Below are 26,653 nucleotides of genomic sequence, written 5' to 3'. Positions count from 1 at the left end.
CCGGCCACGGCGCCGGTCGTCCGCAGGCCGCGCGGCAGCCGGCGGCCCGGTGCCGATACGGCGAGGGCTGCGTCCGACGCGGCGGCGAGGAGCACGGCGGCGGCGAAACCGCGCACGGAGCTGTGCGCCCACGCCCACAGCGGCAGCGGCAGTTGGGCGAGGACCAGCGCGACGGGCGCGGGCAGCACGAGCCGGCCGCGCAGCAGCAGGTCGTAGCCCGCCCAGAGGGCGCTCACGACGGCGAGGCACCCGGCGGTGTACACCAGCGCGTGGATCTCGCCGAGCTCCGCGCTCACCCGCCGCACGGCGTACGCGTCGAGCAGCAGCAGGACCAGCCCGAGGCAGGCGATCACCTCGGCGGTGGCCGACAGCGCACGGCGCAGCAGGAGCGCGGGAACGGCGAGCGCGGTGAGGGTCAGCGCGCCCAGGACCGCGGACCGGCCGCCGATGCCGAGCTGTCCCCAGTTGACGACGGTGAAGGCGGTCACCGCGACGGCGAGCAGGGCGCCGCCGAGGGAGAGCAGCAGAGTCTGCGCGCTCGGCGGTGACGTCTCACGGACGGGACCCGCGACGGGACGCGCGAACGGAACCGCGAAGGGACCCGCGGCCGGACCGGGGCGCGGGCCCCAGCCGGGCGGCGGCGGTGGGTAGGCCACCGGGCGCGCCGCGGCGAGCAACTGGGCCCGGCGGCCCAGGAGACGGCCGCGTTCCGCGTCGACCGCGGCGAGCGCGGTCCCGACCGCCCGTAGCTCCGCGGCGATCTCCCCGGTGAGCGGCAGCGCGCAGCGCGGGCACACCGGTACGGGCATCGCCGGGTGCGGAAACGTTCCGCAGGCCGGGCATTGGGCGGGTGGCGGTAGGGGCTCCATACCGATGGAGTGTGGCGTGGACCACGAGATCCGTCATCCGGGCCGGTACTCAGAACGTGCCTGAGTACCCACACTGGCTTCCATGGACTGGAGCCGTTACCGCTTCCGCACCACCTGGCGTCTCGGCGCCCGCCCCGATGCCGTCTACGCCGTTCTGGAACGTCCCGACGAGTACCCGTCGTGGTGGCGGCAGGTGCGCGAGGTGCGGCGCACCAGCGAGACCACCGGCACCCTCCGGTTCCGTTCCGTGCTCCCGTACGACCTGGTCGTCGACGCGCGCGAGTTGCGCCACGACGACGCCGCCGGAGTGCTGGAGGTGACCATGACCGGGGACCTGGAGGGCTGGGTCCGCTGGACGGTGACGGCCGACGGCGGCGGCACGCGGCTGCTCTTCGAGGAGGACGTGGTCGTCCGCAAGCCCCTGATGCGGCGCCTCGCGGTGCCGTGCCGGCCGTTCTTCCGGGCCAACCACGCGCTGATGATGCGCCAGGGGCGGCGGGGGCTGCGGGACCGGCTCGTGGCCGGCCCGGCCGGGAATGGCGTTTGAACGGACGGGCCCGCGCCCTGTATTGTTCGGGACGTCCCGGGCGATTAGCTCAGCGGGAGAGCACTTCGTTCACACCGAAGGGGTCACTGGTTCGATCCCAGTATCGCCCACAGCAGGGAAACCGGCCGGTCCTCATGGACCGGCCGGTTTCGTGCGTGACGGGCGCCGCGCGGGTCCTGGCGCTCAGGCGGCCGGGGGCCGTGCGCGCTGTGCGGGGATCATCGGCGCGGGCCGCAGCGGCCAGGACGGGTCGCAGCGTTCCGGCGTACCGTTCCTGGCGAAGTAGGCCTGCAGGCCGCGGGCTTGGCCCGCGTGCCAGGCCGTCTGGCGTTCGTGCAGCTCGGCGGGGCCGAGCTCGGCGAGCCGCTCCGCGAAGCGGCGGCCTATCGCCCGGGCCAGCTCGAGGGACGCCGTCGCGTCCGCCGCGGCGTCATGCGCGTCCGCCAGCTCGACGCCGTAATGCGCGCACAGGTCGGTGAGGGTGCGCCGGCCCTTGCGGTAGCGGTCCAGCGCCTTGTCGAGCACTCGGGGGTCCAGGACGCACAGCGCCGCCCCGTCCAGCCGGCCGTGCAGCGTTCCGCCGCGGTGCCGTTTCAACTCCCGGTCCAGCAGCGTGAGGTCGAACGGTGCGTTCATCACCACTAGCGGCACCGACCGGGCCGCCCGGCCGGCGAGCGCCTGCGCCATCTCCTCGACGACCGGACCCGGCCGGCGGCCGTGCCGCCGCAGGAAGGCGTCACTGAGTCCGTGTATGGCTCGCGCGCCCTCCGGCACGGGCACACCCGGGTCCACCAGCCAGCGCAGGACACGGGGTTCGGCGCCGGGTGCGTCCTGCTCCACGAGGGCCCCGGAGACTATGCGGTCGTGCTCCACGTCCACGCCGGTGGTCTCGGTGTCGAAGGAGGCCAGTGGTCCGTCGTACCAGCGAGGCATGGGGTACTCCCAAGGATGTCGGGGAGGTTGACGGGCGGTCAGATCTGCCGCCCTGAGCGGTATGTACCCGTAACTCGTGGTCACTGAACCGCAACTGTTTGCGACCCTCCGCTGGTGGAGAAGACACAGGTGACGGATACGCACTGACAACGCACGGCTCGGAAGGCACGGAAGAGCGATGGCGCTCACGCAGCCCGCCCCGGGCGAGCCGACGGCCGAGCGGGCCACACCGCTCAGGGGAGGGCTCGCCACCACCAGTTGCATGGAGACCCTGCAGGTGGGGTATTTGCACGCGGTCGCGGCGGCGGCCGGCTGCTCGCTCGCCCAGCCCTTCCCGGACAACGGCATCGACTGGCATCTCAGCCACAGTTCGCGCGCGCACGCCGTCGACGACGAGGTGACGATAAAGGTGCAGCTCAAGTGCACCTACCAGGTCGCCCCGCATCCGGCGGGGCCGACCTTCGGCTTCACGCTGGAGAACGAGCACCTGGTGAAACTGGCCAGGACCCCGGCGTCGGTGCACAAGATCCTGGTGGTGATGCTCGTGCCGCGCACGCAGGACGAGTGGCTGGCGGCCGGGCACGACCGGCTGGAACTGCGGCACTGCTGCTACTGGACGAACCTGGCCGGCGTCGCCGTGACGGGCAAGCGCAAGACCACAGTGCGGATACCGACCGCGCGGATCTTCGACGACCGTGCGCTGTGCCAGATCATGGCGCGGGTCGGGGCGGGAGGAAGACCGTGATGCACCGGCCCACCGACACCGATGAGCCCGTTCTGCCCGACCCCGAGCGGGTCGACCCCGCGGTACTGACCGCGCTGCTCGTCCGGCACGGCTGGGAGCGGCGCGGCGGCGCCCCCGGCCGCTACAGCCGCTGGACCCCGCCCGGCAGCGCCGTCCGGCTCCAGGACGCGGGGGCGGACGCCGGCCGGCCGACGGGGAACGGCACCGGCACCAGCCTGCTCGTCCCCGAGGGCCGTCCGCGCCGCGGCCGGACCACGGACCCGGGCTACGCGGACCACACCGACCTGCTCCATGAGGCCCTCACCGCACTCGCCCGCTCCGCCGCCCCGTCCGCCCGCGAGGTGCTGCTCGCCCTCACCGTCCCCGGCGACGAGATCCGCTGGCGGCGCGAGGTGCCGCGGATCGGCGACGCGGTGCCGTGGACCACCGCCGAGCAGCTGCGGGCCGGCGCCCGGGCGATGCTGCTGGCCGCCGCGCGCGCCGCCCGGCAGACCGCCGGGTACTTCGGCGAGCGGCACGGGCCGCATGCCGCGGGCTTCCTGGAACAGGTCCTGGTCGGGCCGGTGACCGGCGGCCATCTGCTCACCGCGTACGCCCCCGTCCCCGAGGGCCGGCCGGCGACCTCGACGCTGCTGCGCGCGCTGCAGGCGGCCCGGGACGCGGTGGACCTCCAGCGCGCCACCGGCGGGATGGAGGCGTTCGACGCCGCGGTCGACCTCGGCGTCTGCCATGAGTTGGCCGAGGCGCTGGTCCGGCTGGTGCGCGGCACCGAGGGCATGGAGGTGGCGCTCGCCTGGTCACCGGCGGCCGGTCCGCCCGGCGGCTTCGCGAGCCGTCCCGAGCCGGTGGAGTTCTCGCCCGGTGACCTGCCGGCCCTGGAGGCGGCGAGCGCCCGCTATCTGCGCCGCGAACCGTCGGTCCCGGTCCGGGTGACGGGCACCGTCGTCCGGCTGCGCCGGCCCACCCCGTCCGGCGGCGGCTCGGTCCGGCTCCGGGTCCTCGCCGGCGCCGACGTCCGCCAGGTCCGGGTCCGGCTGGACGAGGCGGAGTACCGTATCGCCGCCCACGCCCACCTGGTCGGACTGCCGATCCGGGTCAGCGGACGGCTGGAGAGCCGCGGCGGCTTCCGCCGGCTCACCGAGGCCGTCGGCGTCACCCCGGTCCAGGTGGACGAGACCGAACGGGACCGGCTGCTGAAGTCGCTGCACGGCGGCGTCGACACCTTCGAGGACGCCTGCGGCGGAGACTCCTGACGCGGGAACGGCCTCTCGGTCGCTCACCGCCCCCCATCACTTCGCGGCGGACCCGCCGGGCTCGGTACGATTCACCCGTGCGGCATCCGCCGCCGTGCGGTATTGAGTCATGGGAGAGAACCGGTGTCAGACGTCCGTGTGATCATCATTCGCGATTCCGTTGAGCGGGAAGAGCGGGTGGTCACGACCGGGACGACCGCCGGAGAGCTCTTCGACGGCGACCGCAGCATCGTCGCCGCGCGCGTCGCCGGCGCGCTGAAGGACCTGGCGTACCCGGTCGCCGACGGCGACGAGGTCGAAGCCGTCCCCCTGACCAGCGAGGACGGGCTGAACATCCTGCGGCACTCCGCCGCGCATGTCATGGCCCAGGCCGTGCAGGAGCTGTTCCCGTCGGCGAAGCTCGGTATCGGCCCGCCCATCAAGGACGGCTTCTACTACGACTTCGACGTCGAGACCCCCTTCACCCCGGAGGACCTCAAGAGCATCGAGAAGAAGATGCAGGAGATCCAGAAGCGTGGCCAGCGCTTCTCGCGCCGCGTGGTGAGCGACGACGACGCCCGCGAGGAACTGGCGGCCGAGCCGTACAAGCTGGAGCTGATCGGCCTCAAGGGCTCCGCCTCCTCCGACGACGGCGCGAACGTCGAGGTCGGCGCGGGCGAGCTGACCATCTACGACAACATCGACAGCCGCACCGGCGAGCTGTGCTGGAAGGACCTCTGCCGGGGCCCGCACCTGCCCAGCACCCGGCTCATCCCCGCCTTCAAGCTGATGCGCAGCGCCGCCGCGTACTGGCGCGGCAGCGAGAAGAACAAGCAGCTGCAGCGCATCTACGGCACCGCGTGGCCGTCGAAGGACGAGCTGAAGGCGTACCTGGAGTTCCTCGCCGAGGCCGAGAAGCGCGACCACCGCAAGCTCGGCTCCGAGCTGGACCTCTTCTCGATCCCCGAGGAGATCGGGTCCGGCCTGGCCGTCTTCCACCCGCGCGGCGGCGTCATCCGCCGGGTCATGGAGGACTACTCGCGCAAGCGGCACGAGCAGGAGGGGTACGAGTTCGTCTACACCCCGCACGCCACCAAGGGCGCGCTCTTCGAGAAGAGCGGGCACCTGGACTGGTACGCGGACGGCATGTACCCGCCCATGCAGCTCGACGAGGGCACCGACTACTACCTCAAGCCCATGAACTGCCCGATGCACAACCTGATCTTCGACGCCCGGGGCCGGTCCTACCGTGAACTGCCCCTGCGGCTCTTCGAGTTCGGCACCGTGTACCGGTACGAGAAGTCCGGTGTCGTGCACGGCCTCACCCGCGCCCGCGGCTTCACCCAGGACGACGCGCACATCTACTGCACCAAGGAGCAAATGGCGGACGAGCTCGACTCGACCCTCACCTTCGTGCTGAACCTGCTGCGCGACTACGGCCTGGAGGACTTCTACCTCGAGCTCTCGACCAAGGACCCGGAGAAGTTCATCGGGTCGGACGAGAACTGGGACGAGGCCACCGAGACGCTGCGCAAGGCCGCGGAGAAGCAGGGCCTCGAACTGGTCATGGACCCGGGCGGCGCCGCCTTCTACGGCCCGAAGATCTCCGTCCAGGCACGCGACGCCATCGGCCGGACCTGGCAGATGTCGACCATCCAGGTCGACTTCAACCTGCCGGAGCGCTTCAACCTGGAGTACACCTCCGGCGACGGTTCCAAGCAGCGTCCGGTGATGATCCACCGTGCGCTCTTCGGCTCGATCGAGCGGTTCTTCGCGGTGCTCCTTGAGCACTACGCGGGTGCCTTCCCGGCCTGGCTGGCGCCGGTGCAGGCGACCTGCATCCCGATCGGTGACGCGCACGTCCCGTACCTGCAGGAGTTCGCCGCCAAGGCGAAGGCCCTCGGGCTGCGGGTCGACGTGGACGCCTCCTCGGACCGCATGCAGAAGAAGATCCGCAACGCCCAGAAGGCCAAGGTGCCCTTCATGATCATCGCGGGTGACGAGGACATGGAGGCCGGCGCGGTCTCCTTCCGCTACCGCGACGGCACCCAGAAGAACGGCGTGCCGGTCGACGAGGCCGTCGCCGAGATCGCCAAGGCCGTCGAGGACCGCGTCCAGGTCTGACACACGGCGTACGACCGCGGGCCCCTGGGGCGCGAGCGACTCGCACCCCAGGGGCCTGCGCGTTGCCGTGGGAACCGCCCCTGCGCCACGTGGCGGGACCCGGAAGTCCTATGCTGATCGGCATGACGAGTGAGCCGGAGCAGCAGATCGGAGTGGGTACGCAGGACGCGTTCCAGCGCCTGTGGACCCCGCACCGTATGGCGTACATCCAGGGTGAGAACAAGCCGACCGGCCCGGAGGCCGGCGACGGATGTCCGTTCTGCTCGATCCCGTCCAAATCCGACGAGGACGGCCTGATCGTCGCGCGGGGCGAGCACGTCTACGCGGTGCTCAACCTCTACCCGTACAACGGCGGCCACCTGATGGTGGTCCCCTACCGGCACGTCGCGGACTACACCGAGCTGGATCTGGCGGAGACCGCCGAGCTGGCCGGGCTGACCAAGCGCGCGATGACGGCGCTGCGCACCGCCTCCGGGGCGCACGGCTTCAACATCGGCATGAACCAGGGCGGGGCGGCGGGCGCGGGGATCGCCGCGCATCTGCACCAGCACGTGGTGCCGCGCTGGGGCGGCGACACCAACTTCATGCCGGTCATCGGGCACACCCGGGTCCTGCCGCAACTGCTGGCAGACACCCGCAAGATGCTCGCGGACGTCTGGCCGCACTAGTCCCTGCCGGGTGCGTCGTGGGTCGGGGGCCGGGACCTCCGGGGCAGGGGTCCGAAATCGACTATTTACGGGCCTGGCGGCCCACAAATAGCTCGGCAGCATTTCGGACCCCTGCCCCTGCGGCCCCGGCCCCCTTACGTCCGGTGTGCCCATGATCCGCCGGACAGGCTTTACGCGTCGTACGCGTCCGCCTTGCGGGGTTCCGCGCCCTGGACCAGGCCGCTCAGCATCAGCGAGCGGTTGGTGAAGTGCGAGGTGTCGACGCCGTTCTCCTTCATGACGTGGATCGCCGCGGCGTGCACCGCGCGCAGCACCGGGGTCGCGGCGCGCAGCGCGTCGTCGGCCATGAAGCGGTGCTTCCACGGCTTGTCCGCCCAGGTGTGCCGGAGGCCGAACGGCTCGGGCAGTGCGAGCGTGCCGCCGAGGTGGTCCAGCACGCTGGGGAACCGGGTGAGCGGCGCGCGGGCCGCCAGCCGGACCACCTCGCCGGGGTGGATCAGCGGCAGCTGCACCGTGTGGGTCTCCCAGAACTTGACCGGGTGCGAGACGGTCTTGGAGTTGGGCGCCGGCGGTGCCGTGAAGATCGGGTGCACGGGGCCCAGCGCGTGGCCCGTCACCTCGACCCGCAGGGTCTGCGCCAGCACGGTCACCGTGACCATCAGCGTTATCACCAACTGGCCGTCCCACAGGACGAACTGGATGCCGAGGTAGTGCCGGTTGCCCTTGCCGAACTGCTGGTTGTTGCAGATCCGCTGGATCTCGAAGTCCTTGACGGTGAACGCCTCGACCTCGGCGCCGGTGGGCCGGGAGATGGCCTTGGCGTTCTCCCCGGTCGGGGCGACGACCCAGTGCCGTATCGACGCCTTGGGGAAGCCTCCGGTGTGCAGCGGGCCGCGCTCCAGCATCCGCAGTTTGTCGTGGATGGCGCGGATGACGTCCCAGCTGCGGAAGGGGTGGATCTCGGCGAGGCCGTCGCGTGGCACCAGCTCCTCGGCCATCTGCCAGCTGCCCCAGCGGGTGCCCATGCCCAGTATTCCCTTGGGGCCCGCATAGAAGACCACGTTGCTGTTCTGCTCGGCGGAGAGCTTCGCCAGGCTCTGCCGCAGCGTCTCCGCCCGGGTCTGGTTCGGGTTGCGCGGTACGGCCTCGGGGATCTTGGCGCCGACGCCGGTGCCGGAGACCAGGCCGGCCCAGCGCTCGCGCAGGTCCTTCGCGGTCTGCTCGCAGATGCGCTTGGCCCAGAACCAGCCCAGCACCGGTACGAGCATCATGACGCGCAGGTACTGGCGCCAGAACCCGGTCAGCGGCGGCTTGATGATGAGCAGGGCGGCGAACGCGACGACGATCAGCAGGATCACCGCGCCCAGCGGGCCCGCCTTCGAGTCCTGCGCCTTCGCCAGCGACCTGCGCAGCTGGAACGCGCCGAGCCAGATCAGCACCCCGGGCAGGAACAGCAGCCCGAAGACGGCCATCACGATCGTCAGCCGGTTGTCGCGCTCCTGCCGGATCCGGTTCGCGGCGAGGCAGTGCTCGACGACGGACTGCGGTTCGGCACCGAAGGACTGCACGAGTTCGCCGCGCGCCGCGCCGAGCATCCGCACCTGGACGGAACGGGCGAACGCCTCACCGAGGTTGGGCTCGAAGAGCGAGAGCCGGGGAGGGGTGAAGACCGCGTCCTCGTTGGCCTTCCTGAGGTCCTCGACCGGGGAGTCCCGATAGGCCGCGGACGACAGGGCCTGGGTCGCGGCGGTGCCGCCCTCCGTACCGATCAGCGGGACCTGCGCCCCGGGGCTGAAGTCGAACCCCTTGCCGTCTGCCACTACCGCCCCCTCATTCCCCCACACGACCCCGCGGGCACAACGGCTCCACCGGCCCATTCCCCGCGAGCGGGGCCGTCACACTTCTGGAGCAATGCCCACAGTATCGGCGCGGCGGTCCGCGCGGGGTGCACACGGACCGCCGACCGGCCTTCCTGCGGCGTTACTTGGCGGAATCCGCCTGTTCCCTGAGCTTGGCCGCGAGCGGCGGGGGCATCGGCTCGTGGCGGGCGTACGCGCGGCTGAAGCGGCCGGTGCCGTGCGACAGGGACCGCAGGTCGACGGCGTACCGGCCGATCTCGATCTCCGGCACCTCGGCCCGCACCAGGGTGCGGCCAGGACCGGCCGGTTCGTTGCCCAGGACCCGGCCGCGCCGTCCGGAAAGATCGCTCATCACCGAACCGACGTAGTCGTCGGAGACCAGCACCCCGACCTCGACGACCGGTTCCAGCAGGTCGATCCTGGCCCCGGCGGCCGCCTCCCGCATGGCGAGCGCGCCGGCGGTCTGGAACGCGGCGTCGGAGGAGTCCACCGAGTGCGCCTTGCCGTCGGTGAGGGTGACCCGGATGTCCACCACCGGGTGGCCGAGGGCCACACCCCGGGCGGCCTGCGCGCGGACGCCCTTCTCCACCGACGGGATGAACTGCCGCGGTACCGCGCCGCCGATCACCTTGTCGACGAACTCGATGCCGGAGCCGGCCGGCAGCGGATCGACCTGGATCTCGCAGATCGCGAACTGGCCGTGCCCGCCGGACTGTTTGACGTGCCGGCCGCGCGCGGTGGCCTGCTCACCGAACGTCTCGCGCAGCGACACCCGGTGCTGCACGGCGTCCACCTGGACCCCGTAGCGGCTGCGCAGCCGTTCCAGCGCGACATCGGCATGCGCCTCGCCCAGGCACCACAGGACCACCTGCCGGGTGTCCGGGTTCTGCTCGAGACGCATCGTGGGATCCTCGGCGACCAGCCGCGCCAGACCCTGTGAGAGCTTGTCCTCGTCGGCCTTGCTGTGCGCCTGGATGGCCACCGGGAGCAGCGGGTCGGGCATCACCCACGGCTCCATGAGCAGCGGCCGGTCCTTGGCCGAGAGGGTGTCGCCGGTCTCGGCGCGGGTCAGTTTGGCGACGCAGGCCAGATCGCCCGCGACACAGCTCGCCACCCCGCGCTGCTGCTTGCCGAAGGGCGAGGACAGCGCGCCCACCCGCTCGTCCACGTCATGGTCCGCGTGCCCGCGGTCCTCCATGCCGTGCCCCGAGACATGGACCGTCTCGTCCGGCCGCAGCGTCCCGGAGAAGACCCGCACCAGGCTGATCCGCCCGACGTACGGGTCGGAGGAGGTCTTCACCACCTCGGCGGCGAGCGGCCCGTCGGGATCGCAGGTCAGCGGCGGGCACGGGCCACCCTGCAGGGCGCTCACCGGTGGCGCCTCGCGCTCCAGCGGGGTCGGGAAGCCGCCGGTGATCAGTTCCAGCAGCTCCAGGGTGCCGAGCCCCTGCCGGGCGCCGGCGGCGGCGGAGGCGGCGGCGAGCACCGGGTGGAACGTGCCGCGGGCGACCGCCCGTTCCAGGTCCTCGGTGAGGGTCTTGAGGTCCAGTTCCTCGCCGCTGAGGTAGCGGTCCATCAGGGTCTCGTCCTCGCTCTCGGCGATGATCCCCTCGATGAGCCGGTTGCGGGCCTCCTCGATCAGCGGCACCTCCCCGGGCTCGGGGGCCCGCTCGGTCCGCTCGCCCGTCGAGTAGTCGAAGACCCGCTGCGACAGCAGCCCGATCAGCCCGGTGACCGGGGCGTGCCCGTCCGGGCCCTGCTCGCCGTGCAGCGGCAGGTACAGCGGCAGCACCGACTCGGGGGAGTCGTCGCCGAGGACCCGGGCGCACAGCGCCGTCATCTCGTCGAAGTCGGACCGGGCCGCCTCCAGATGCGTCACCACCACGGCCCGCGGCATCCCGACCGCCGCGCACTCGTCCCACACCAACCGGGTCGCGCCGCCCACGCCCGAGGCGTCCTGCGCCGCCGAAACGACGAAGAGGGCCGCGTCCGCTGCTCGCAGACCGGCCCTCAACTCCCCGACGAAGTCGGCGTATCCGGGAGTGTCCAGCAGATTTATCTTGATATCGCCCCAGAGAACCGGCACGAGTGACAGCTGCACCGACCGCTGCTGCCGCTGCTCGATCTCGTCATGATCGGAGATCGATCCGCCGTCCTCCACCCGCCCTGCCCGGTTCACCGCGCCGGTTGCCAGCGCCAGGGCCTCGACGAGTGTGGTCTTGCCCGCTCCGCTGTGGCCGACCAGCACCACATTGCGCACCTTCTCGGGCCGGCCGGCCGCCGGTGCCCTTCCGGCGGCTCCTGGATGTACGTCTCTCCTGTCGGCTGCTCCACCCACGGGTCTCGCCTCCATGTCCGTCACTGCATGGGGGACCGCGCCCTCTGCAGGGGCACAAACGCGCAACGTCACGGGAGACCGCACCGGAGGTGCCCCGGGACGGGGTACAAAGGGAGGGTTTCCGGCGACGCCCGCGGTTATCCGACCTTCCCACGGCGGTCACGGTGCGTCCATACGTCGTACGTCCCCAGGGTACCGGCGGGTGCCTCCCGCATACGGACGACGAGGGCTGGCTACGATGGGCCGTCCAGTGGCCGACCGGGCCAGCCGACATCCACCGATCCATCCGGGAAGGCCATGCTGAACAAGTACGCGCGTGCATTCTTCACGCGTGTTCTCACGCCGTTCGCCTCGTTCCTGCTGCGCATCGGGGTCACCCCCGACGCGGTGACCCTCATCGGCACCGGGGGAGTGATGGCGGGTGCGCTGGTCTTCTACCCCATGGGCGAGTTCTTCTGGGGCACCGTCGTCATCACCCTGTTCGTCTTCTCGGACCTGGTCGACGGGAACATGGCGCGGCAGTCCGGGGTGTCCAGCCGATGGGGCGCCTTCCTCGACTCCACCCTCGACCGGGTCGCCGACTCGGCGGTCTTCGGCGGGCTCGCGCTCTGGTACGCCGGGGGCGGTGACGACCTCGTGCTCTGCGCGGTGACGATCTTCTGCCTCGCCAGCGGCCAGGTGGTGTCCTACACCAAGGCCCGCGGTGAGGCCATCGGCCTGCCGGTGAACGTCAACGGGCTGGTGGAGCGCGCCGAGCGGCTCGTCATCACCCTCGTCCTGTGCGGTCTCGCCGGGCTGCACAAGTTCGGCGTTCCCTATATCGAGTGGCTTCTGCCGATCGCGCTGTGGGTCGTCGCCGCGGGCAGCCTGGTGACCCTGATCCAGCGGGTCGTCACCGTGCGCCGAGAGGCGGCGGAGGCCGACGCGGCGGACGCCGTCGCCGGTGCGAACGGGGGCGGCGCCGCGTGAAGGACCGGTTGATCGACGGCCTCTACGGCCTGGGCTGGAGTGCGGTGAAGAAGCTGCCGGAACCGGTGGCGAACGCCCTCGGCCGGAAGATCGCCGACCTGGTCTGGCGGCGGCGCGGCAAGGGAGTGCTCCGGCTGGAGTCCAACCTCGCCCGTGTCGTGCCGGACGCGGACGAGGCTCGGCTGCGCGAGCTGTCCCGGGCCGGAATGCGCTCCTACCTGCGGTACTGGATGGAGTCCTTCCGGATGCCCTCCTGGGACCGGGACCGCTTCCGCACCGGCGTCGACATCCAGGACGCGCACATCCTGAAGGACGGCCTGGCCGCCGGGAAGGGCGTCATCCTGGCGCTGCCGCACATGGGCAACTACGACCTGGCCGGCGCCTGGGTGACCACCAAGATCGGCGTCCCGTTCACCACCGTCGCGGAACGTCTCAAGCCCGAGACGCTGTACGACCGGTTCGTGGCCTACCGCGAGGGACTCGGCATGGAGGTACTGCCGCACACCGGCGGCTCCGCCTTCGGCACCCTCGCCCGCCGGCTGCGCGCGGGCGGCCTGGTCTGCCTCGTCGCCGACCGCGACCTGTCCGCCTCGGGCATCGAGGTGAAGTTCTTCGGCGAGGCCACCCGGATGCCCGCCGGCCCCGCGATGCTCGCGCAGCAGACCGGCGCGCTGCTGCTGCCGGTCACCCTCTGGTACGACGACTCGACGATCATGCGGGGCCGGATCCACCCGCCGGTCGAGGTCCCCGAGCTCGGGGAACGGGCCGAGAAGGCCGCGGTCATGACCCAGGACCTCGCCGACGCCTACGCCTCCGGGATCGCCGAGCACCCCCAGGACTGGCACATGCTCCAACGGCTGTGGCTCGCCGATCTCGAAGCGCGTCCGAACAGTTCCGGAACGGAGAAACTTTGAGGATCGGGATCGTCTGCCCGTACTCCTGGGACGTCCCCGGCGGCGTCCAGTTCCACATCCGCGACCTCGCGGAGCACCTGATCAAGCTCGGCCACGAGGTCTCCGTGCTCGCGCCCGCCGACGACGAGACGCCGCTCCCGCCGTACGTGGTCTCCGCGGGCCGCGCCGTCCCCGTGCCGTACAACGGCTCGGTGGCCCGGCTCAACTTCGGCTTCCTGTCCGCCGCGCGGGTGCGCCGCTGGCTGCACGACGGCGGCTTCGACGTCATCCACATCCACGAACCGACCTCGCCGTCCCTCGGCCTGCTGGCCTGCTGGGCGGCCCAGGGGCCGATCGTCGCGACCTTCCACACCTCCAACCCGCGCTCGCGGGCCATGATCGCCGCCTATCCCATCCTGCAGCCCGCGCTGGAGAAGATCCGCGCGCGCATCGCGGTGAGCGAGTACGCCCGGCGCACCCTGGTGGAGCACCTCGGCGGCGACGCGGTGGTCATCCCCAACGGCGTGGACGTCGACTTCTTCGCCACCGCCGAGGCCGAGCCGAAGTGGCAGTCGGAAGGGGCGCGCAGCACGGCCCTGGACGGCGTGCCGCGGCCGGGCGGGACGATCGGGTTCATCGGCCGGATCGACGAGCCGCGCAAGGGCCTGCCCGCCCTGATGCGGGCCCTGCCGAAGATCATCGCCGAACGCCCGGACACCCGGCTGCTGGTCGCCGGAAAGGGTGACGAGAAGGAAGCCGTCGAGGCCCTGCCGGAACACCTGCGCGGCCAGGTGGAGTTCCTCGGCATGGTCAGCGACCGGGACAAGGCCCGGCTGCTGCGCAGCGTCGACCTGTACGTGGCCCCCAACACCGGCGGCGAGAGCTTCGGCATCATCCTCGTCGAGGCGATGTCGGCCGGCGCCCCGGTGCTCGCCAGCGATCTGGACGCCTTCCGCCAGGTCCTGGACGGCGGTGCGGCGGGCGAACTGTTCCCCGTCGAGAACGCCGACGCGCTCGCGGCCGCCGCGGTGCGGCTGCTCGGCGACCCCGAGCGCCTCGCGGAGCTGCGGGAACTGGGCAGCAGGCACGTCCGCCGCTTCGACTGGAGCACGGTCGGCGCCGACATCCTGTCCGTCTACGAGACGGTGACGGAGGGCGCCACCGCCGTCGCCACCGACGAACGCGTCGGCCTGCGCGCCCGCCTGGGGCTCGCCCGGGACTGAAGTACCCGGCGCGACGGTAGCCTTGCCGCCCGTGACCACCTTCATCTGGGTCGCGGTGGCTGTCGTTGCCATCGGCCTGTACCTGAGCTGGACCGCGGGCCGCCTTGACCGGCTGCACGCCCGTATCGACGCCGCCCGTGCCGCCCTGGACGCGCAGCTGCTGCGCCGCGCCTCGGTGGCCCAGGAGCTCGCGACGTCCGGGGTGCTGGACCCGGCGGCGTCCATCGTCCTCTACCAGTCCGCGCACGCCGCCCGGCAGGCCGAGGACGAGCACCGAGAGGTGGCCGAGAGCGAGTTGAGCCAGGCGCTGCGCGCGGTCTTCGCCGAACCGGACGCCGTCGAGGCGGTGCTGGCCGCGCCCGGCGGCGAGGAGACCGTCGGCGAACTGACCCAGGCCGTACGCCGGGTGCCGATGGCCCGCCGCTTCCACAACGACGCGGTCCGGGCGGCGCGGGCGGTGCGCAGGCACCGGGTCGTGCGCTGGTTCCGGCTGGCCGGCCACGCGCCCTTCCCGCTGGCCTTCGAGATGGACGACGAGCCACCGATGGCGTTCACAGCGGACGGCGCGGCAGGCCACTGACCCCGGATTGGCCCTTTTCCGGCCAGGTGGACCGGTTCAGGATGGGTACAACGCACCATTCGTCATCGAGTGAGGTCATACCGTGTCCACCACCCCCGCCACCGCCCAGAACCCCGAGACCGGCACCGCGCGCGTCAAGCGCGGTATGGCCGAGCAGCTCAAGGGCGGCGTGATCATGGACGTCGTCAACGCCGAGCAGGCGAAGATCGCCGAGGACGCCGGCGCCGTCGCGGTCATGGCCCTGGAGCGGGTGCCCGCCGACATCCGCAAGGACGGCGGCGTGGCCCGTATGTCCGACCCGGACATGATCGACGGCATCATCAACGCGGTGTCCATCCCCGTCATGGCGAAGTCCCGTATCGGCCACTTCGTCGAGGCCCAGGTCCTGCAGGCGCTCGGTGTCGACTACATCGACGAGTCCGAAGTCCTGACCCCGGCCGACGAGGTCAACCACAGCGACAAGTGGGCCTTCACCACCCCCTTCGTCTGCGGCGCGACCAACCTGGGCGAGGCCCTGCGCCGGATCGCCGAGGGCGCGGCCATGATCCGCTCCAAGGGTGAGGCCGGCACCGGCAACGTCGTCGAGGCCGTGCGCCACATGCGCCAGATCCGCACCGACATCCGCCGCCTCGGCACCCTGGACGAGACCGAGCTGTTCGTCGCCGCCAAGAACCTCCAGGCCCCGTACGAGCTGGTCAAGGAGGTCGCGGGCCTCGGCAAGCTGCCCGTCGTGCTCTTCAGCGCCGGCGGTGTGGCCACCCCGGCGGACGCCGCCCTGATGATGCAGCTCGGCGCCGAGGGTGTCTTCGTCGGCTCCGGCATCTTCAAGTCCGGCGACCCGGCGCAGCGCGCCGCCGCCATCGTGAAGGCCACCACCTTCTACGACGACCCCAAGGTCATCGCGGATGTCTCGCGCGGTCTGGGCGAGGCCATGGTCGGCATCAACTGCGACACCCTCCCCGAGTCCGAGCGCTACGCCAACCGCGGCTGGTAACCGGACCGTGAGCGCCATACCCACCATCGGCGTACTGGCCCTGCAGGGCGATGTACGCGAACACCTCGCGGCGCTCACCGCCGCCGGCGCACAGGCCGTGCCTGTGCGCCGGCCGGCCGAGCTCGCCGGGATCGACGGCCTGGTCATCCCCGGCGGCGAGTCCACCACGATGTCCAAGCTGGCGGTCATCTTCGGCATGCTGGAGCCGCTGCGCGAGCGGGTCGCGGCCGGCATGCCGGCCTACGGGTCCTGCGCGGGCATGATCATGCTCGCCGACAAGATCCTGGACGGCCGGGACGACCAGGAGACCATCGGCGGCATCGACATGATCGTGCGCCGCAACGCCTTCGGGCGGCAGAACGAGTCCTTCGAAGCGGGCGTGGAGATCACCGGCATCGGCGGCGGCCCGGTCGAGGGCGTCTTCATCCGCGCCCCGTGGGTCGAGTCGACCGGCGAGCGGACCGAGGTACTGGCCCGGCTCGAGGACGGCACCGTGGTCGCCGTACGCTCCGGAAACCTGCTGGCCACCTCGTTCCACCCCGAGCTGACCGGCGACCACCGGGTTCACGAGCTCTTCGTCGACATGGTGCGCACCGCGGGCTAGCCCGACCCCGGTAGGATCTCTTCTGTTCATTTCTACTGGCGACGTTGTAAGGAGCTGGCGATGTCCGGCCACTCTAAATGGGCTACCACCAAGCACAAGAAGGCCGTGGTTGACGCCAAGCGCGGCAAGCTGTTCGCCAAGATGATCAAGAACATCGAGGTGGCGGCGCGCATGGGTGGCGGTGACGTCTCCGGTAACCCGACCCTTTACGACGCCATCCAGAAGGCGAAGAAGAGCTCGGTCCCGAACAAGAACATCGACAGCGCGGTCAAGCGCGGTGCCGGTCTGGAAGCCGGCGGCGCCGACTACCAGACGATCATGTACGAGGGCTACGGGCCGAACGGTGTCGCGGTGCTCATCGAGTGCCTCACCGACAACCGCAACCGCGCGGCCTCCGACGTCCGGGTCGCGATGACCCGCAACGGCGGCGCCATGGCGGACCCGGGCTCGGTCTCGTACCTGTTCAACCGCAAGGGCGTCGTCATCGTCCCCAAGGGTGAACTCTCCGAGGACGACGTGCTGGGCGCCGTGCTGGACGCCGGGGCCGAAGAGGTCAACGACCTCGGCGAGTCCTTCGAGGTCATCAGCGAGGCCACCGACATGGTCGCGGTCCGTACCGCGCTCCAGGACGCGGGCATCGACTACGACTCGGCCGACGCCAACTTCGTCCCCACCATGCAGGTGGAGCTCGACGAGGACGGCGCCCGCAAGATCTTCAAGCTGATCGACGCGCTGGAGGACAGCGACGACGTGCAGAACGTCTTCGCCAACTTCGACGTGAGCGACGAGGTCATGGAGCAGGTCGACGCCTGATTCCGCGTTGTCAGCACCACGGGCCGGCGGGACACATCCCGCCGGCCCGTCGGCGTTGGCGGCGTTGTCGGTGGGAACGGCTAACCTGCAGGAACAGTTGACCGACAGGGCTTGAGGGGTGACGGGGTGCGGGTACTCGGCGTGGACCCGGGACTGACCCGGCTCGGCATCGGAGTCGTGGACGGCGTCCCCGGGCGCCCGTTGACGATGCTGGGCGTAGGCGTGGTGCGCACCCCGGCCGACGCGGATATCGGGCACCGACTCGTCCTCATCGAGCGCGGCATCGAGGCGTGGTTGGACGAGTACCGGCCGGAAGTCGTCGCCGTGGAGCGGGTGTTCAGCCAGCACAACGTCAGCACGGTCATGGGCACCGCCCAGGCCAGCGCCGTCGCGATGCTCTGCGCCAGCCGGCGCGGACTCCCCGTCCATCTGCACACCCCCAGCGAGGTCAAGGCCGCCGTCACCGGCAGCGGACGGGCGGACAAGGCCCAGGTCGGCACCATGGTGACGCGGCTGCTGCGCCTGGACGCCCCGCCCAAGCCGGCCGACGCCGCGGACGCGCTGGCGCTGGCCATCTGCCACATCTGGCGCGGTACCGCCACCAACCGTCTCCAACAGGCCATCGCCGCCCACCGGCCGGCACGAATCCAGGAGCCCCGAGCATGATCGCCTTCGTCAGCGGCCCGGTCGCCGCACTCGCCCCGGACGCCGCGGTCATCGAGGTGGGCGGCATCGGCATGTCCGTCCTGTGCACCCCGGGCACCCTCGCCACCCTCAGGACCGGGCAGCCGGCCAGACTCTCGACGTCGTTGATCGTCCGCGAGGACTCGCTCACCCTGTACGGCTTCGCGGACGACGACGAGCGGCTGGTCTTCGAGCTGCTGCAGACCGTCAGCGGCGTCGGCCCGCGCCTCGCGCAGACGATGCTCGCCGTGCACTCCCCGGACGCCCTGCGGATCGCGGTGGCCACCGGGGACGAGAAAGCGCTCACCGCCGTCCCCGGCGTGGGCAAGAAGGGCGCCCAGCGGCTCCTGCTGGAACTGAAGGACCGGCTCGGCGAGCCCGTCGGCCCCGGGGCGAACCGCGGGATCGGCAGCCCCGTCAGCGCCTCCTGGCGCGACCAGCTGCACGCGGCGCTCATCGGGCTCGGCTACGCCACCCGCGAGGCCGACGAAGCGGTCTCCGCGGTCGCGCCGCAGGCAGAGGCGGAGCTGGCCGGGGGCGGAGCGCCCAATGTGTCCGCACTGCTGCGAGCGGCCCTCCAGACCCTGAACCGCACCCGCTGAGGGCATGCCGCCGCACGGACACGATCCCCGCACCGACTGCCTGACGCCGCTACGACCCGACGAGCCCCGCACCCACGAGCCCCGCACCGACGACCCGAAAGTCCGACATGAACTGGGACGAGCCCGCACCCCCGACCGCCGGCGAGCTGCCGGACCGGCTGGTCGGCTCCGATGCCGACGGTGAGGACCAGGCCGTCGAGGCCGCGCTGCGGCCGAAGGACCTCGGTGAGTTCGTCGGGCAGGAACGGGTGCGGCAGCAGCTGGACCTGGTGCTCAAGGCCGCCAAGAAGCGCGGCGGCACCGCCGACCACGTGCTGCTCTCCGGAGCGCCCGGCCTCGGCAAGACCACCCTGTCGATGATCATCGCCGCCGAGATGGGCGCCCCGATCCGCATCACCTCGGGCCCGGCCATCCAGCACGCGGGCGACCTCGCCGCGATCCTCTCCTCCCTCCAGGAGGGCGAGGTGCTGTTCCTGGACGAGATCCACCGCATGTCCCGGCCCGCCGAGGAGATGCTCTACATGGCGATGGAGGACTTCCGGGTCGACGTGATCGTCGGCAAGGGTCCCGGCGCCACCGCCATCCCGCTGGAGCTGCCGCCCTTCACCCTGGTCGGCGCCACCACCCGGGCCGGCCTGCTGCCGCCCCCGCTGCGGGACCGCTTCGGCTTCACCGGCCACATGGAGTTCTACGCCCCCGCCGAGCTGGAACGCGTCATCCACCGCTCGGCCCGGCTGCTGGACGTCGAGATCGAGACGGACGGCGGTGCGGAGATCGCCGGCCGCTCCCGCGGCACGCCCCGTATCGCCAACCGGCTGCTGCGCCGGGTCCGGGACTACGCGCAGGTCAGAGCCGACGGCCGGATCACCCGCGAGATCGCCACGCAGGCCCTGGAGGTCTACGAGGTGGACGCCCGGGGCCTCGACCGGCTGGACCGGGCGGTGCTGCGCGCCCTGCTCCAGCTGTTCGGCGGCGGCCCGGTCGGTCTGTCGACACTGGCGGTCGCCGTCGGTGAGGAGCGCGAGACGGTCGAGGAGGTCGCCGAACCGTTCCTGGTCCGGGAGGGTCTGCTGGCGCGTACTCCCCGTGGCCGGGTGGCTACCCGGGCGGCCTGGACGCACCTCGGCCTGGTCCCGCCCCAGCAGCCCGGGGGCCCCGGCCAGGGTGGCCTGTTCGGACCGTGACGGCATGGGGACTCGCCCCCCAGGAACCCCAGTGCCATGCTGGGCGTTGTTTCACCGGCGAGGACTCGCTTAGACTCCGCCGACGCCCTTCCTCCGGAACGGCATACACCCCCGTAGATCAGGCCAGCCACCGCGGCCGTGCGAAGGAACGTTGTAAATCGTGAGTATCGGCTTGCTCCTCCCGTTCATCATCCTTATCGGTGCCATGTTCCTCATGACCCGGTCTGCCAAGAACAAGCAGCGGCAGGCGGCGACGATGCGGAACCAGATGGAACCGGGCTCCGGTGTCCGCACCATCGGCGGCATGTACGCCGTGGTGAAGGAAGTCAACGAGGACACCGTCCTCCTGGAGCTGGCCGACGGGGTGCACGCGCACTTCGCGAAGAACTCCATCGGCGCCGTCCTGGACCAGTCCGAGTACGACCGGATCGTGCACGGCATCGAGCCGGACGAGCTGGAGGACGGCTCCGAGGACACCGACGAGGACGCGGCCACCGATGAGGACGCCGTGACGGCCGAGGCCGCCGATGACGAGCGCATCGACCTGAGCAAGACGGAGGACGAGCCGAAGAAGGACGGCACCGACCCCAAGTAAGGGCGCGTCGGTCTGGACTCTCACATCACTTCGTGGCCACCCCACGGGCGCGCAGGCCCGGGGGCTGGTTGGACAGGGAGATACAAGAAGGTGGCAGCACCCAAGAAGGGCCGCAGGTCCTCGGGGAGTCAGGGGTACCCCGGGCGCGCCCTGGCCGCGATCCTGATCGCGCTCGTGGCGTTGACGGGGACGATGTTCCTCTCGCACAACACCAAGCCGCGACTGGGCATCGACCTCGCAGGCGGTGTCAGCATCACGTTGACCGCCAAGAGCGATCAGGCCGGCGCGGTCAACAAGACCAACATGAACACCGCTGTGAGCATCATCAACCAGCGTGTGAACGGTCTTGGTGTCTCCGAGGCGGAGGTGCAGACCCAGGGCGACAATCACATCATTGTCAACATCCCCAAGGGCACCGACCCCAAGCAGGCGCAGGAGCAGGTCGGCACGACCGCCCAGCTGTACTTCCGGCAGGTGCTCGCCGAGCAGGCGAACCCCCCGGCGGCCAAGACGCCGCCGGCGACGCCCACCCCGTCCGCGACCCCTTCGGCGACTCCGTCGGGCAAGCCCGGTACCAAGCCGACCGGTACGGCCACGCCGAAGAGCACGCCCTCGACGAAGGCGACTCCCTCGTCGAGCGCCACCACTCAGGGCCGCGCGGTCACCGACGGTCTGAAGGCCGACCCGGCCAAGGCGCCGACCCCGACACCCACCCCGTCCGCGCCCCCGGCCGGCACGCTGGACAGCACGATTCCGGCCGATCTGCAGGCCAAGTTCACCGCCCTTGACTGCAACGACCCGAAGCAGCGGCTGGCCGCGAACCAGGGTGTCAAGCCGGAGAACAAGGTCGTCGGCTGCGGCGAGCGTGGCGACGGCAAGGACAAGATCTGGTACAAGTACGCGCTCGGCCCGGCCGTCCTCGACGGCAAGGACGTCTCCAAGGCCAGTGCGAAGTTCGACACCACGTCCGGCAACGGCTGGGTCGTCGACCTCAGCTTCACCGGCGGTGGCGCCAAGAAGTTCACGAGGGTCACCACGCAGCTCGCCGCCCAGCAGCCCCCGCTGAACCAGTTCGCGATCGACCTCGACGGCAACGTCGTCTCGGCGCCCTCGGTTTCGCAGGCCCTGCCCGGCGGCAGCGCGACGATCTTCGGCAGCTTCACCCAGACGTCCGCGACGAACCTGTCGAACGTCCTGTCCTACGGTTCGCTGCCGCTGTCCTTCGACATCAGCGACGTGACCACGGTCTCCGCCGCACTCGGCGGCGAGCAGCTGCGCGGCGGCCTCATCGCGGGCGCCGTCGGCCTCGCGCTGGTCGTGCTCTACATGCTGGCGTACTACCGGGGCCTCGGCCTCGTCGCGATCGTCAGCCTTCTGGTGTCGGCGGCACTCACCTACACGCTGATGTCCCTGCTCGGCCCGGCCATCGGCTTCGCGCTGAACCTGCCGGCCGTCTGTGGAGCCATCGTCGCCATCGGTATCACCGCGGACTCGTTCATCGTCTTCTTCGAACGGATCCGTGACGAGCTGCGCGAGGGCCGCTCGCTGCAGCCCGCCGTGGCCCGCGGCTGGCCGCGCGCCCGGCGCACCATCCTGGTGTCGGACTTCGTGTCCTTCCTGGCCGCCGCGGTGCTGTTCGCCGTCACGGTCGGCAAGGTCCAGGGCTTCGCGTTCACGCTGGGTCTGACCACCCTGCTCGACGTCGTGGTGGTGTTCCTCTTCACCAAGCCGTTGATGACGATCCTGGCCCGCAACAAGTTCTTCGCGGAGGGCCACAAGTGGTCCGGCCTCGACCCGAAGGGCCTGGGTGTCCAGGCCCCCATCCGCCGCGTCCGCCGCAGGACGAGCACCGAGACGAAGGAGGCCTGATGTCCAAGCTCGGTAATCTCGGACAGCTCGGACACCGGCTGCACCGTGGCGAGATCGCCTACGACTTCGTCGGCAAGCGCAACCTCTGGTACGGCGTCTCGATCCTGATCACGATCGTGGCCATCGCCGGCCTGGCGATCAACGGCCTCAAGCTCGGCATCGAGTTCTCCGGTGGCGCGGTCTTCACCACCGGCAAGACGCCGTACTCGGTCACCGACGTGCAGAACAAGATCGCCGGCCACACCGGCGGTCATGTCGCCACCGTGCAGAAGCTCGGCAACGGCGGCGTCCGGATCCAGGTCAGCGACATCTCCACCGAGGAGTCGAAGACCATTCAGGAGCAGGTCGCCACCGACCTCGGCGGCTCGACCAAGATCGACGCACAGATCGTCGGCCCCAGCTGGGGTGAGGAGATCTCGAAGAAGGCCTTCACCGGCCTGATCATCTTCATGATCCTGGTGGTGATCTATCTCGCCATCGCCTTCGAGTGGCGGATGGCCATCGCCGCCCTCGTCGCCCTGATCCACGACCTCACGATCACCGTCGGCGTCTACGCCCTCGTCGGTTTCGAGGTCACCCCGGGCACCGTGATCGGTCTGCTGACGATCCTCGGTTACTCCCTCTACGACACCGTCGTCGTCTTCGACGGTCTCAAGGAGACGACCCGCAGCATCACCAAGCAGACTCGCTACACGTACAGCGAGCTGGCCAACCGCAGCCTGAACCAGACCCTGGTGCGTTCCATCAACACCACGGTCGTCGCGCTGCTCCCCGTCGGTGCCCTGCTGTTCATCGGTGGCGGCATCCTCGGAGCCGGTGTCCTCAACGACATCGCGCTCGCGCTCTTCGTCGGCCTCACCGCCGGTGCGTACTCCTCGATCTTCATCGCGACCCCGCTGGTCGCGGACTTCAAGGAGCGCGACCCGGAGATCAAGGCCCTCAAGAAGCGTGTGCTGGCCAAGCGCAAGGCCGACGCCGCCAAGGGCGTGGACCCGGCCGACGAGGACCGGCGCGCCCGTGAGGACGTCGCCGCCGCCGAGGACGCCGAGGACGACGAGCCGGAGGACGGCGACCGTGCCGCCGCCGGCGGTGTGGTCGGCCAGCGTCCCCAGGCCGCCCGCAACCGTGGCAAGAACCGTCCTTCCGGGAAGCGGCGGTGACGGCGACGGCGGCCGGCGCCGAAGCGCTGCGCGAGCAGCTGCTCGGCCGGATCCGGGACGTGCCGGACTACCCGCAGCCGGGTGTGATGTTCAAGGACATCACCCCGCTGCTGGCCGACCCCGACGCGTTCAACGCCCTGGTGGACGCCCTGGCCGTGCTCTGCGCGCGCCATGGCGCCACCAAGGTCGCCGGACTGGAGGCGCGCGGGTTCATCCTCGCCGCCCCCGCGGCGGCCCGGGCCCACCTCGGCTTCGTGCCCGTGCGCAAGGCGGGCAAGCTGCCCGGCGCGACGCTGTCGCAGCGCTACGAGCTGGAGTACGGCAGCGCCGAGATAGAGGTGCAGCAGGACGCCCTCGCCCCCGGCGACCGGGTCCTGGTCATCGATGACGTGCTGGCCACCGGCGGCACCGCCGAGGCCTCGCTGGAGCTCATCCGGCGGACCGGCGCGGAGGTGGCCGGGGTCGCGGTCCTGCTGGAGCTCGGCTTCCTCAAGGGCCGCGAACGGCTCTCCACCGCCCTCGCGGGCGCCCCGCTGGACGCACTGATCATCGTCTGACACCACAGGCACAGCGCCCTGCGGCACCACAGCACCGCCCGGAGGCGGGCGCCCGGAAACCACCGGGCGCCCGCCTCCTGCCACAGATCGATACCATGGGTGCTCCCACCCGCGTGAGGAGTGCTCTTGCCAGACGAGGCCCAGCCGCTCGACGCCGAAGGCGGGGACGAAACCCCCGCCGGGAGCAACGGAGCCGCCCCCGAGCCGCCGACGCCTGCCGTCCGGCCCGTACGGACCCCCGCCAGCGCGACGCCGTCGCGCGCCGCAGGCTCCTCCAACCGCGTCCGCGCCCGCCTCGCCCGGCTCGGTGTGCAGCGGTCCAGCCCGTACAACCCGGTGCTGGAGCCGATGCTGCGGATCGTCCGGGGCAACGACCCGAAGGGCGACACCGCGCAGCTGCGCCAGATCGAGCGCGCCTACCAGGTCGCGGAGCGCTGGCACCGCGGAGTGAAGCGCAAGAGCGGCGACCCGTACATCACCCACCCGCTCGCGGTCACCACGATCCTCGCCGAGCTCGGCATGGACCCGGCCACACTGATGGCGGGACTGCTGCACGACACCGTCGAGGACACCGACTACAGCCTGGACGCGCTGCGCCGGGACTTCGGCGACCAGGTCGCGCTGCTCGTCGACGGCGTCACCAAGCTCGACAAGGTGAAGTTCGGCGAGGCCGCGCAGGCCGAGACGGTACGCAAGATGGTCGTGGCCATGGCCAAGGACCCGCGCGTCCTGGTCATCAAGCTCGCCGACCGCCTGCACAACATGCGCACCATGCGGTATCTCAAGCGGGAGAAGCAGGAGAAGAAGGCCCGCGAGACGCTGGAGATCTACGCCCCGCTGGCGCACCGGCTGGGCATGAACACCATCAAGTGGGAGCTGGAGGACCTCGCCTTCGCGATCCTCTACCCCAAGATGTACGACGAGATCGTGCGGCTGGTCGCCGAGCGCGCCCCCAAGCGCGACGAGTACCTCGCCGTCGTCACCGACCAGGTCCAGCAGGACCTGCGCGCGGCCCGGATCAAGGCGACCGTCACCGGCCGCCCGAAGCACTACTACAGCGTCTACCAGAAGATGATCGTGCGAGGCCGCGACTTCGCCGAGATCTACGACCTGGTGGGGATCCGCGTCCTCGTCGACACCGTCCGCGACAGCTATGCGGCGCTCGGGACCATCCACGCGCGCTGGAACCCGGTGCCCGGGCGGTTCAAGGACTACATCGCGATGCCCAAGTTCAACATGTACCAGTCGCTGCACACGACGGTCATCGGGCCCAGCGGAAAACCCGTCGAGCTGCAGATCCGCACCTTCGACATGCACCGCAGGGCCGAGTACGGCATCGCCGCGCACTGGAAGTACAAGCAGGACCCGGTCTCCGGCGCCTCGAAGGTGCGCACCGACACCCCGCGCAAGAGCGACGGCGACACCGTCAACGACATGGCGTGGCTGCGGCAGCTGCTGGACTGGCAGAAGGAGACCGAGGACCCGAGCGAGTTCCTGGAGTCGCTGCGCTTCGACCTCTCGCAGAACGAGGTCTTCGTCTTCACCCCCAAGGGCGACGTCATAGCGCTGCCGGCCGGCGCCACCCCGGTGGACTTCGCCTACGCGGTGCACACCGACGTCGGGCACCGGACCATAGGGGCCCGGGTCAACGGCCGCCTGGTGCCGCTGGAGTCGACGCTCGACAACGGCGACCTGGTGGAGGTCTTCACCTCCAAGGCCGCGAGCGCCGCCCCGTCGCGCGACTGGCTGGGCTTCGTGAAGTCCCCGCGCGCCCGGAACAAGATCCGCGCCTGGTTCTCCAAGGAGCGCCGCGAGGAGGCCGTCGAGCAGGGCAAGGACGCCATCGCGCGGGCGATGCGCAAGCAGAACCTGCCGATCCAGCGGGTCCTGACCGGCGACTCGCTCGTCACCCTCGCCCACGAGATGCGCTACCCGGACATCTCCGCGCTCTACGCGGCGATCGGCGAGGGGCACATCACCGCCCAGTCCGTCGTCCAGAAGCTGGTCGACGCGCTCGGCGGCGAGGAAGGTGCGACCGAGGAGATCGAGGAGGTCACCACCCCCTCGCGCAACCGCTCCAAGCGGCGGGCCAACGCCGACCCCGGCGTGGTCGTCAAGGGCGTCGACGACGTGTGGGTCAAGCTGTCCCGCTGTTGCACCCCGGTGCCCGGCGACCCGATCATCGGCTTCGTCACCCGGGGCAGCGGAGTCTCGGTGCACCGCACGGACTGCGTCAACATCGAGTCGCTGTCCCAGGAGCCCGAGCGGATCCTGGAGGTCGAGTGGGCGCCCACCCAGTCGTCCGTCTTCCTGGTCGCCATCCAGGTCGAGGCGCTGGACCGGTCGCGGTTGCTGTCGGACGTGACGCGGGTGCTGTCCGACCAGCACGTCAACATCCTGTCCGCCGCCGTGCAGACCTCCCGTGACCGGGTCGCGACCTCGCGTTTCACCTTCGAGATGGGCGACCCCAAGCACCTGGGGCACGTCCTGAAGGCCGTACGCGGCGTCGAGGGCGTCTACGACGTGTACCGCGTCACCTCGGGCCGTCAGCGCTGAGCCCGTACGCGAGCGGCCCCGGTACGGAAGATCCGTACCGGGGCCGCTTCGTCGT

Annotated in this window: 23 protein-coding genes, 1 tRNA gene and 1 pseudogene; 21 read left to right on the top strand and 4 right to left on the bottom strand. The window is 71.0% G+C overall.

Features of this window, described 5'->3' with window-relative positions; all coding sequences use genetic code 11:
- Positions 1-809, bottom strand: a pseudogene (locus G3I60_RS34535) (hypothetical protein); the annotation flags it as partial.
- A gap of 142 nt (positions 810-951) precedes the next feature.
- On the opposite strand from G3I60_RS34535, the gene G3I60_RS34530 reads away from it, so the two are divergent.
- Together G3I60_RS34530 and G3I60_RS34525 are read left to right on the top strand one after the other, a co-directional pair.
- Positions 952-1,416 (top strand): SRPBCC family protein, encoded by a 465-nt coding sequence (locus tag G3I60_RS34530; RefSeq protein ID WP_164296882.1) that lies wholly within the window; start codon positions 952-954, stop codon positions 1,414-1,416.
- Positions 1,417-1,454: 38 nt separating this feature from the next.
- Positions 1,455-1,526 (top strand) — tRNA-Val (locus G3I60_RS34525).
- A gap of 73 nt (positions 1,527-1,599) precedes the next feature.
- Here G3I60_RS34525 and G3I60_RS34520 read toward each other — a convergent pair.
- Positions 1,600-2,349, bottom strand: a complete 750-nt coding sequence (locus G3I60_RS34520; RefSeq protein WP_164296880.1) for an exonuclease domain-containing protein — start codon at positions 2,347-2,349, stop codon at positions 1,600-1,602.
- 178 nt (positions 2,350-2,527) lie between these two features.
- Here G3I60_RS34520 and G3I60_RS34515 point away from each other — a divergent pair, with 178 nt between their 5' ends.
- The 4 genes from G3I60_RS34515 (at position 2,528) to G3I60_RS34500 (ending at position 7,118) form a co-directional block, all read left to right on the top strand.
- Positions 2,528-3,094: a DUF4365 domain-containing protein gene (locus G3I60_RS34515; protein WP_138352652.1), complete on the top strand. Its 567-nt coding sequence runs from the start codon at positions 2,528-2,530 to the stop codon at positions 3,092-3,094.
- Positions 3,094-4,347: a hypothetical protein gene (locus tag G3I60_RS34510; protein ID WP_164296878.1), complete on the top strand. Its 1,254-nt coding sequence runs from the start codon at positions 3,094-3,096 to the stop codon at positions 4,345-4,347. Before G3I60_RS34515 ends, G3I60_RS34510 begins: the two co-directional genes overlap by 1 nt.
- A 123-nt stretch (positions 4,348-4,470) precedes the next feature.
- Entirely contained in the window at positions 4,471-6,450 is a 1,980-nt protein-coding gene (gene thrS / locus G3I60_RS34505; protein ID WP_138352650.1) for a threonine--tRNA ligase, read from the top strand.
- Positions 6,451-6,560: 110 nt separating this feature from the next.
- Positions 6,561-7,118 carry an HIT domain-containing protein gene (locus tag G3I60_RS34500; RefSeq protein ID WP_138352649.1) on the top strand — a complete coding sequence of 186 codons (558 nt, stop codon included), beginning with the start codon at positions 6,561-6,563 and terminating at the stop codon, positions 7,116-7,118.
- Between the two features lie 170 nt (positions 7,119-7,288).
- Here the strand turns inward: G3I60_RS34500 and G3I60_RS34495 are convergent, their stop codons facing one another.
- Both G3I60_RS34495 and G3I60_RS34490 read right to left on the bottom strand, forming a co-directional pair.
- Entirely contained in the window at positions 7,289-8,938 is a 1,650-nt protein-coding gene (locus G3I60_RS34495) for a hypothetical protein (RefSeq protein ID WP_138352648.1), read from the bottom strand.
- A 160-nt stretch (positions 8,939-9,098) separates the two neighbouring features.
- A complete protein-coding gene (locus tag G3I60_RS34490; RefSeq protein ID WP_164608131.1) occupies positions 9,099-11,330 on the bottom strand; it encodes an elongation factor G-like protein EF-G2 in 2,232 nt (743 codons plus the stop codon).
- 282 nt (positions 11,331-11,612) lie between these two features.
- Between G3I60_RS34490 and pgsA the strand changes: the two genes are divergently transcribed.
- The 15 genes from pgsA to G3I60_RS34415 all read left to right on the top strand — a co-directional run bounded on the left by pgsA (position 11,613) and on the right by G3I60_RS34415 (position 26,598).
- Positions 11,613-12,284 carry a phosphatidylinositol phosphate synthase gene (gene pgsA, locus G3I60_RS34485; RefSeq protein ID WP_138352646.1) on the top strand — a complete coding sequence of 224 codons (672 nt, stop codon included), beginning with the start codon at positions 11,613-11,615 and terminating at the stop codon, positions 12,282-12,284.
- Complete coding sequence (locus G3I60_RS34480) at positions 12,281-13,198, top strand: phosphatidylinositol mannoside acyltransferase (protein WP_164296876.1); 918 nt, start codon at positions 12,281-12,283, stop codon at positions 13,196-13,198. The genes pgsA and G3I60_RS34480 overlap by 4 nt, the downstream gene beginning before the upstream one ends.
- A complete protein-coding gene (locus G3I60_RS34475; RefSeq protein WP_164296874.1) occupies positions 13,195-14,400 on the top strand; it encodes a glycosyltransferase family 4 protein in 1,206 nt (401 codons plus the stop codon). The genes G3I60_RS34480 and G3I60_RS34475 overlap by 4 nt, the downstream gene beginning before the upstream one ends.
- 22 nt (positions 14,401-14,422) lie before the next feature.
- Entirely contained in the window at positions 14,423-14,980 is a 558-nt protein-coding gene (locus G3I60_RS34470) for a LemA family protein (RefSeq protein ID WP_138352643.1), read from the top strand.
- A gap of 82 nt (positions 14,981-15,062) precedes the next feature.
- Complete coding sequence (gene pdxS, locus G3I60_RS34465) at positions 15,063-15,974, top strand: pyridoxal 5'-phosphate synthase lyase subunit PdxS (protein ID WP_138352642.1); 912 nt, start codon at positions 15,063-15,065, stop codon at positions 15,972-15,974.
- Positions 15,975-15,981: 7 nt separating this feature from the next.
- The gene (pdxT, locus tag G3I60_RS34460) at positions 15,982-16,578 is read left to right on the top strand and encodes a pyridoxal 5'-phosphate synthase glutaminase subunit PdxT (RefSeq protein ID WP_343241778.1); all 597 of its coding nucleotides are present in this window, start codon (positions 15,982-15,984) and stop codon (positions 16,576-16,578) included.
- Between the two features lie 60 nt (positions 16,579-16,638).
- Positions 16,639-17,391: a YebC/PmpR family DNA-binding transcriptional regulator gene (locus G3I60_RS34455; RefSeq protein ID WP_138352640.1), complete on the top strand. Its 753-nt coding sequence runs from the start codon at positions 16,639-16,641 to the stop codon at positions 17,389-17,391.
- Between the two features lie 126 nt (positions 17,392-17,517).
- Positions 17,518-18,057 (top strand): crossover junction endodeoxyribonuclease RuvC, encoded by a 540-nt coding sequence (gene ruvC, locus G3I60_RS34450; protein ID WP_164296870.1) that lies wholly within the window; start codon positions 17,518-17,520, stop codon positions 18,055-18,057.
- Positions 18,054-18,677 carry a Holliday junction branch migration protein RuvA gene (gene ruvA, locus G3I60_RS34445; protein ID WP_138352638.1) on the top strand — a complete coding sequence of 208 codons (624 nt, stop codon included), beginning with the start codon at positions 18,054-18,056 and terminating at the stop codon, positions 18,675-18,677. Before ruvC ends, ruvA begins: the two co-directional genes overlap by 4 nt.
- Before the next feature lie 107 nt (positions 18,678-18,784).
- Entirely contained in the window at positions 18,785-19,861 is a 1,077-nt protein-coding gene (ruvB, locus tag G3I60_RS34440; RefSeq protein ID WP_138352637.1) for a Holliday junction branch migration DNA helicase RuvB, read from the top strand.
- A gap of 160 nt (positions 19,862-20,021) precedes the next feature.
- Positions 20,022-20,456, top strand: a complete 435-nt coding sequence (yajC, locus tag G3I60_RS34435) for a preprotein translocase subunit YajC (RefSeq protein ID WP_164296868.1) — start codon at positions 20,022-20,024, stop codon at positions 20,454-20,456.
- Between the two features lie 90 nt (positions 20,457-20,546).
- Positions 20,547-22,325, top strand: coding sequence for a protein translocase subunit SecD (gene secD, locus G3I60_RS34430; RefSeq protein WP_164296866.1), 1,779 nt, complete (start codon positions 20,547-20,549; stop codon positions 22,323-22,325).
- Complete coding sequence (gene secF, locus G3I60_RS34425; RefSeq protein ID WP_138352634.1) at positions 22,325-23,485, top strand: protein translocase subunit SecF; 1,161 nt, start codon at positions 22,325-22,327, stop codon at positions 23,483-23,485. Before secD ends, secF begins: the two co-directional genes overlap by 1 nt.
- Entirely contained in the window at positions 23,482-24,042 is a 561-nt protein-coding gene (locus G3I60_RS34420; RefSeq protein WP_138352633.1) for an adenine phosphoribosyltransferase, read from the top strand. The genes secF and G3I60_RS34420 overlap by 4 nt, the downstream gene beginning before the upstream one ends.
- A 126-nt stretch (positions 24,043-24,168) precedes the next feature.
- Positions 24,169-26,598, top strand: coding sequence for a bifunctional (p)ppGpp synthetase/guanosine-3',5'-bis(diphosphate) 3'-pyrophosphohydrolase (locus G3I60_RS34415; protein WP_138352632.1), 2,430 nt, complete (start codon positions 24,169-24,171; stop codon positions 26,596-26,598).
- Positions 26,599-26,653: the final 55 nt, after the last annotated feature.

It is taken from the genome of Streptomyces sp. SID13666 (assembly GCF_010548325.1).
In the GTDB taxonomy this organism is placed as follows: Bacteria; Actinomycetota; Actinomycetes; order Streptomycetales; family Streptomycetaceae; genus Actinacidiphila; species Actinacidiphila fildesensis.
Note: the sequence above shows the minus strand (reverse complement) of the source record. Positions and strands in the feature narration are given on the sequence as shown.

Excerpts from the sequence above, each read along its gene's own strand:
- G3I60_RS34530 (WP_164296882.1), top strand. The coding sequence starts at position 952 with ATGGACTGGAGCCGTTACCGCTTCCGCACCACCTGGCGTCTCGGCGCC.
- G3I60_RS34520 (WP_164296880.1), bottom strand. The coding sequence starts at position 2,349 with ATGCCTCGCTGGTACGACGGACCACTGGCCTCCTTCGACACCGAGACC.
- G3I60_RS34515 (WP_138352652.1), top strand. The coding sequence starts at position 2,528 with ATGGCGCTCACGCAGCCCGCCCCGGGCGAGCCGACGGCCGAGCGGGCC.
- G3I60_RS34510 (WP_164296878.1), top strand. The coding sequence starts at position 3,094 with ATGCACCGGCCCACCGACACCGATGAGCCCGTTCTGCCCGACCCCGAG.
- G3I60_RS34500 (WP_138352649.1), top strand. The coding sequence starts at position 6,561 with ATGCTGATCGGCATGACGAGTGAGCCGGAGCAGCAGATCGGAGTGGGT.
- G3I60_RS34490 (WP_164608131.1), bottom strand. The coding sequence starts at position 11,330 with ATGGAGGCGAGACCCGTGGGTGGAGCAGCCGACAGGAGAGACGTACAT.
- pgsA (WP_138352646.1), top strand. The coding sequence starts at position 11,613 with ATGCTGAACAAGTACGCGCGTGCATTCTTCACGCGTGTTCTCACGCCG.
- G3I60_RS34455 (WP_138352640.1), top strand. The coding sequence starts at position 16,639 with ATGTCCGGCCACTCTAAATGGGCTACCACCAAGCACAAGAAGGCCGTG.
- ruvA (WP_138352638.1), top strand. The coding sequence starts at position 18,054 with ATGATCGCCTTCGTCAGCGGCCCGGTCGCCGCACTCGCCCCGGACGCC.
- ruvB (WP_138352637.1), top strand. The coding sequence starts at position 18,785 with ATGAACTGGGACGAGCCCGCACCCCCGACCGCCGGCGAGCTGCCGGAC.
- secF (WP_138352634.1), top strand. The coding sequence starts at position 22,325 with ATGTCCAAGCTCGGTAATCTCGGACAGCTCGGACACCGGCTGCACCGT.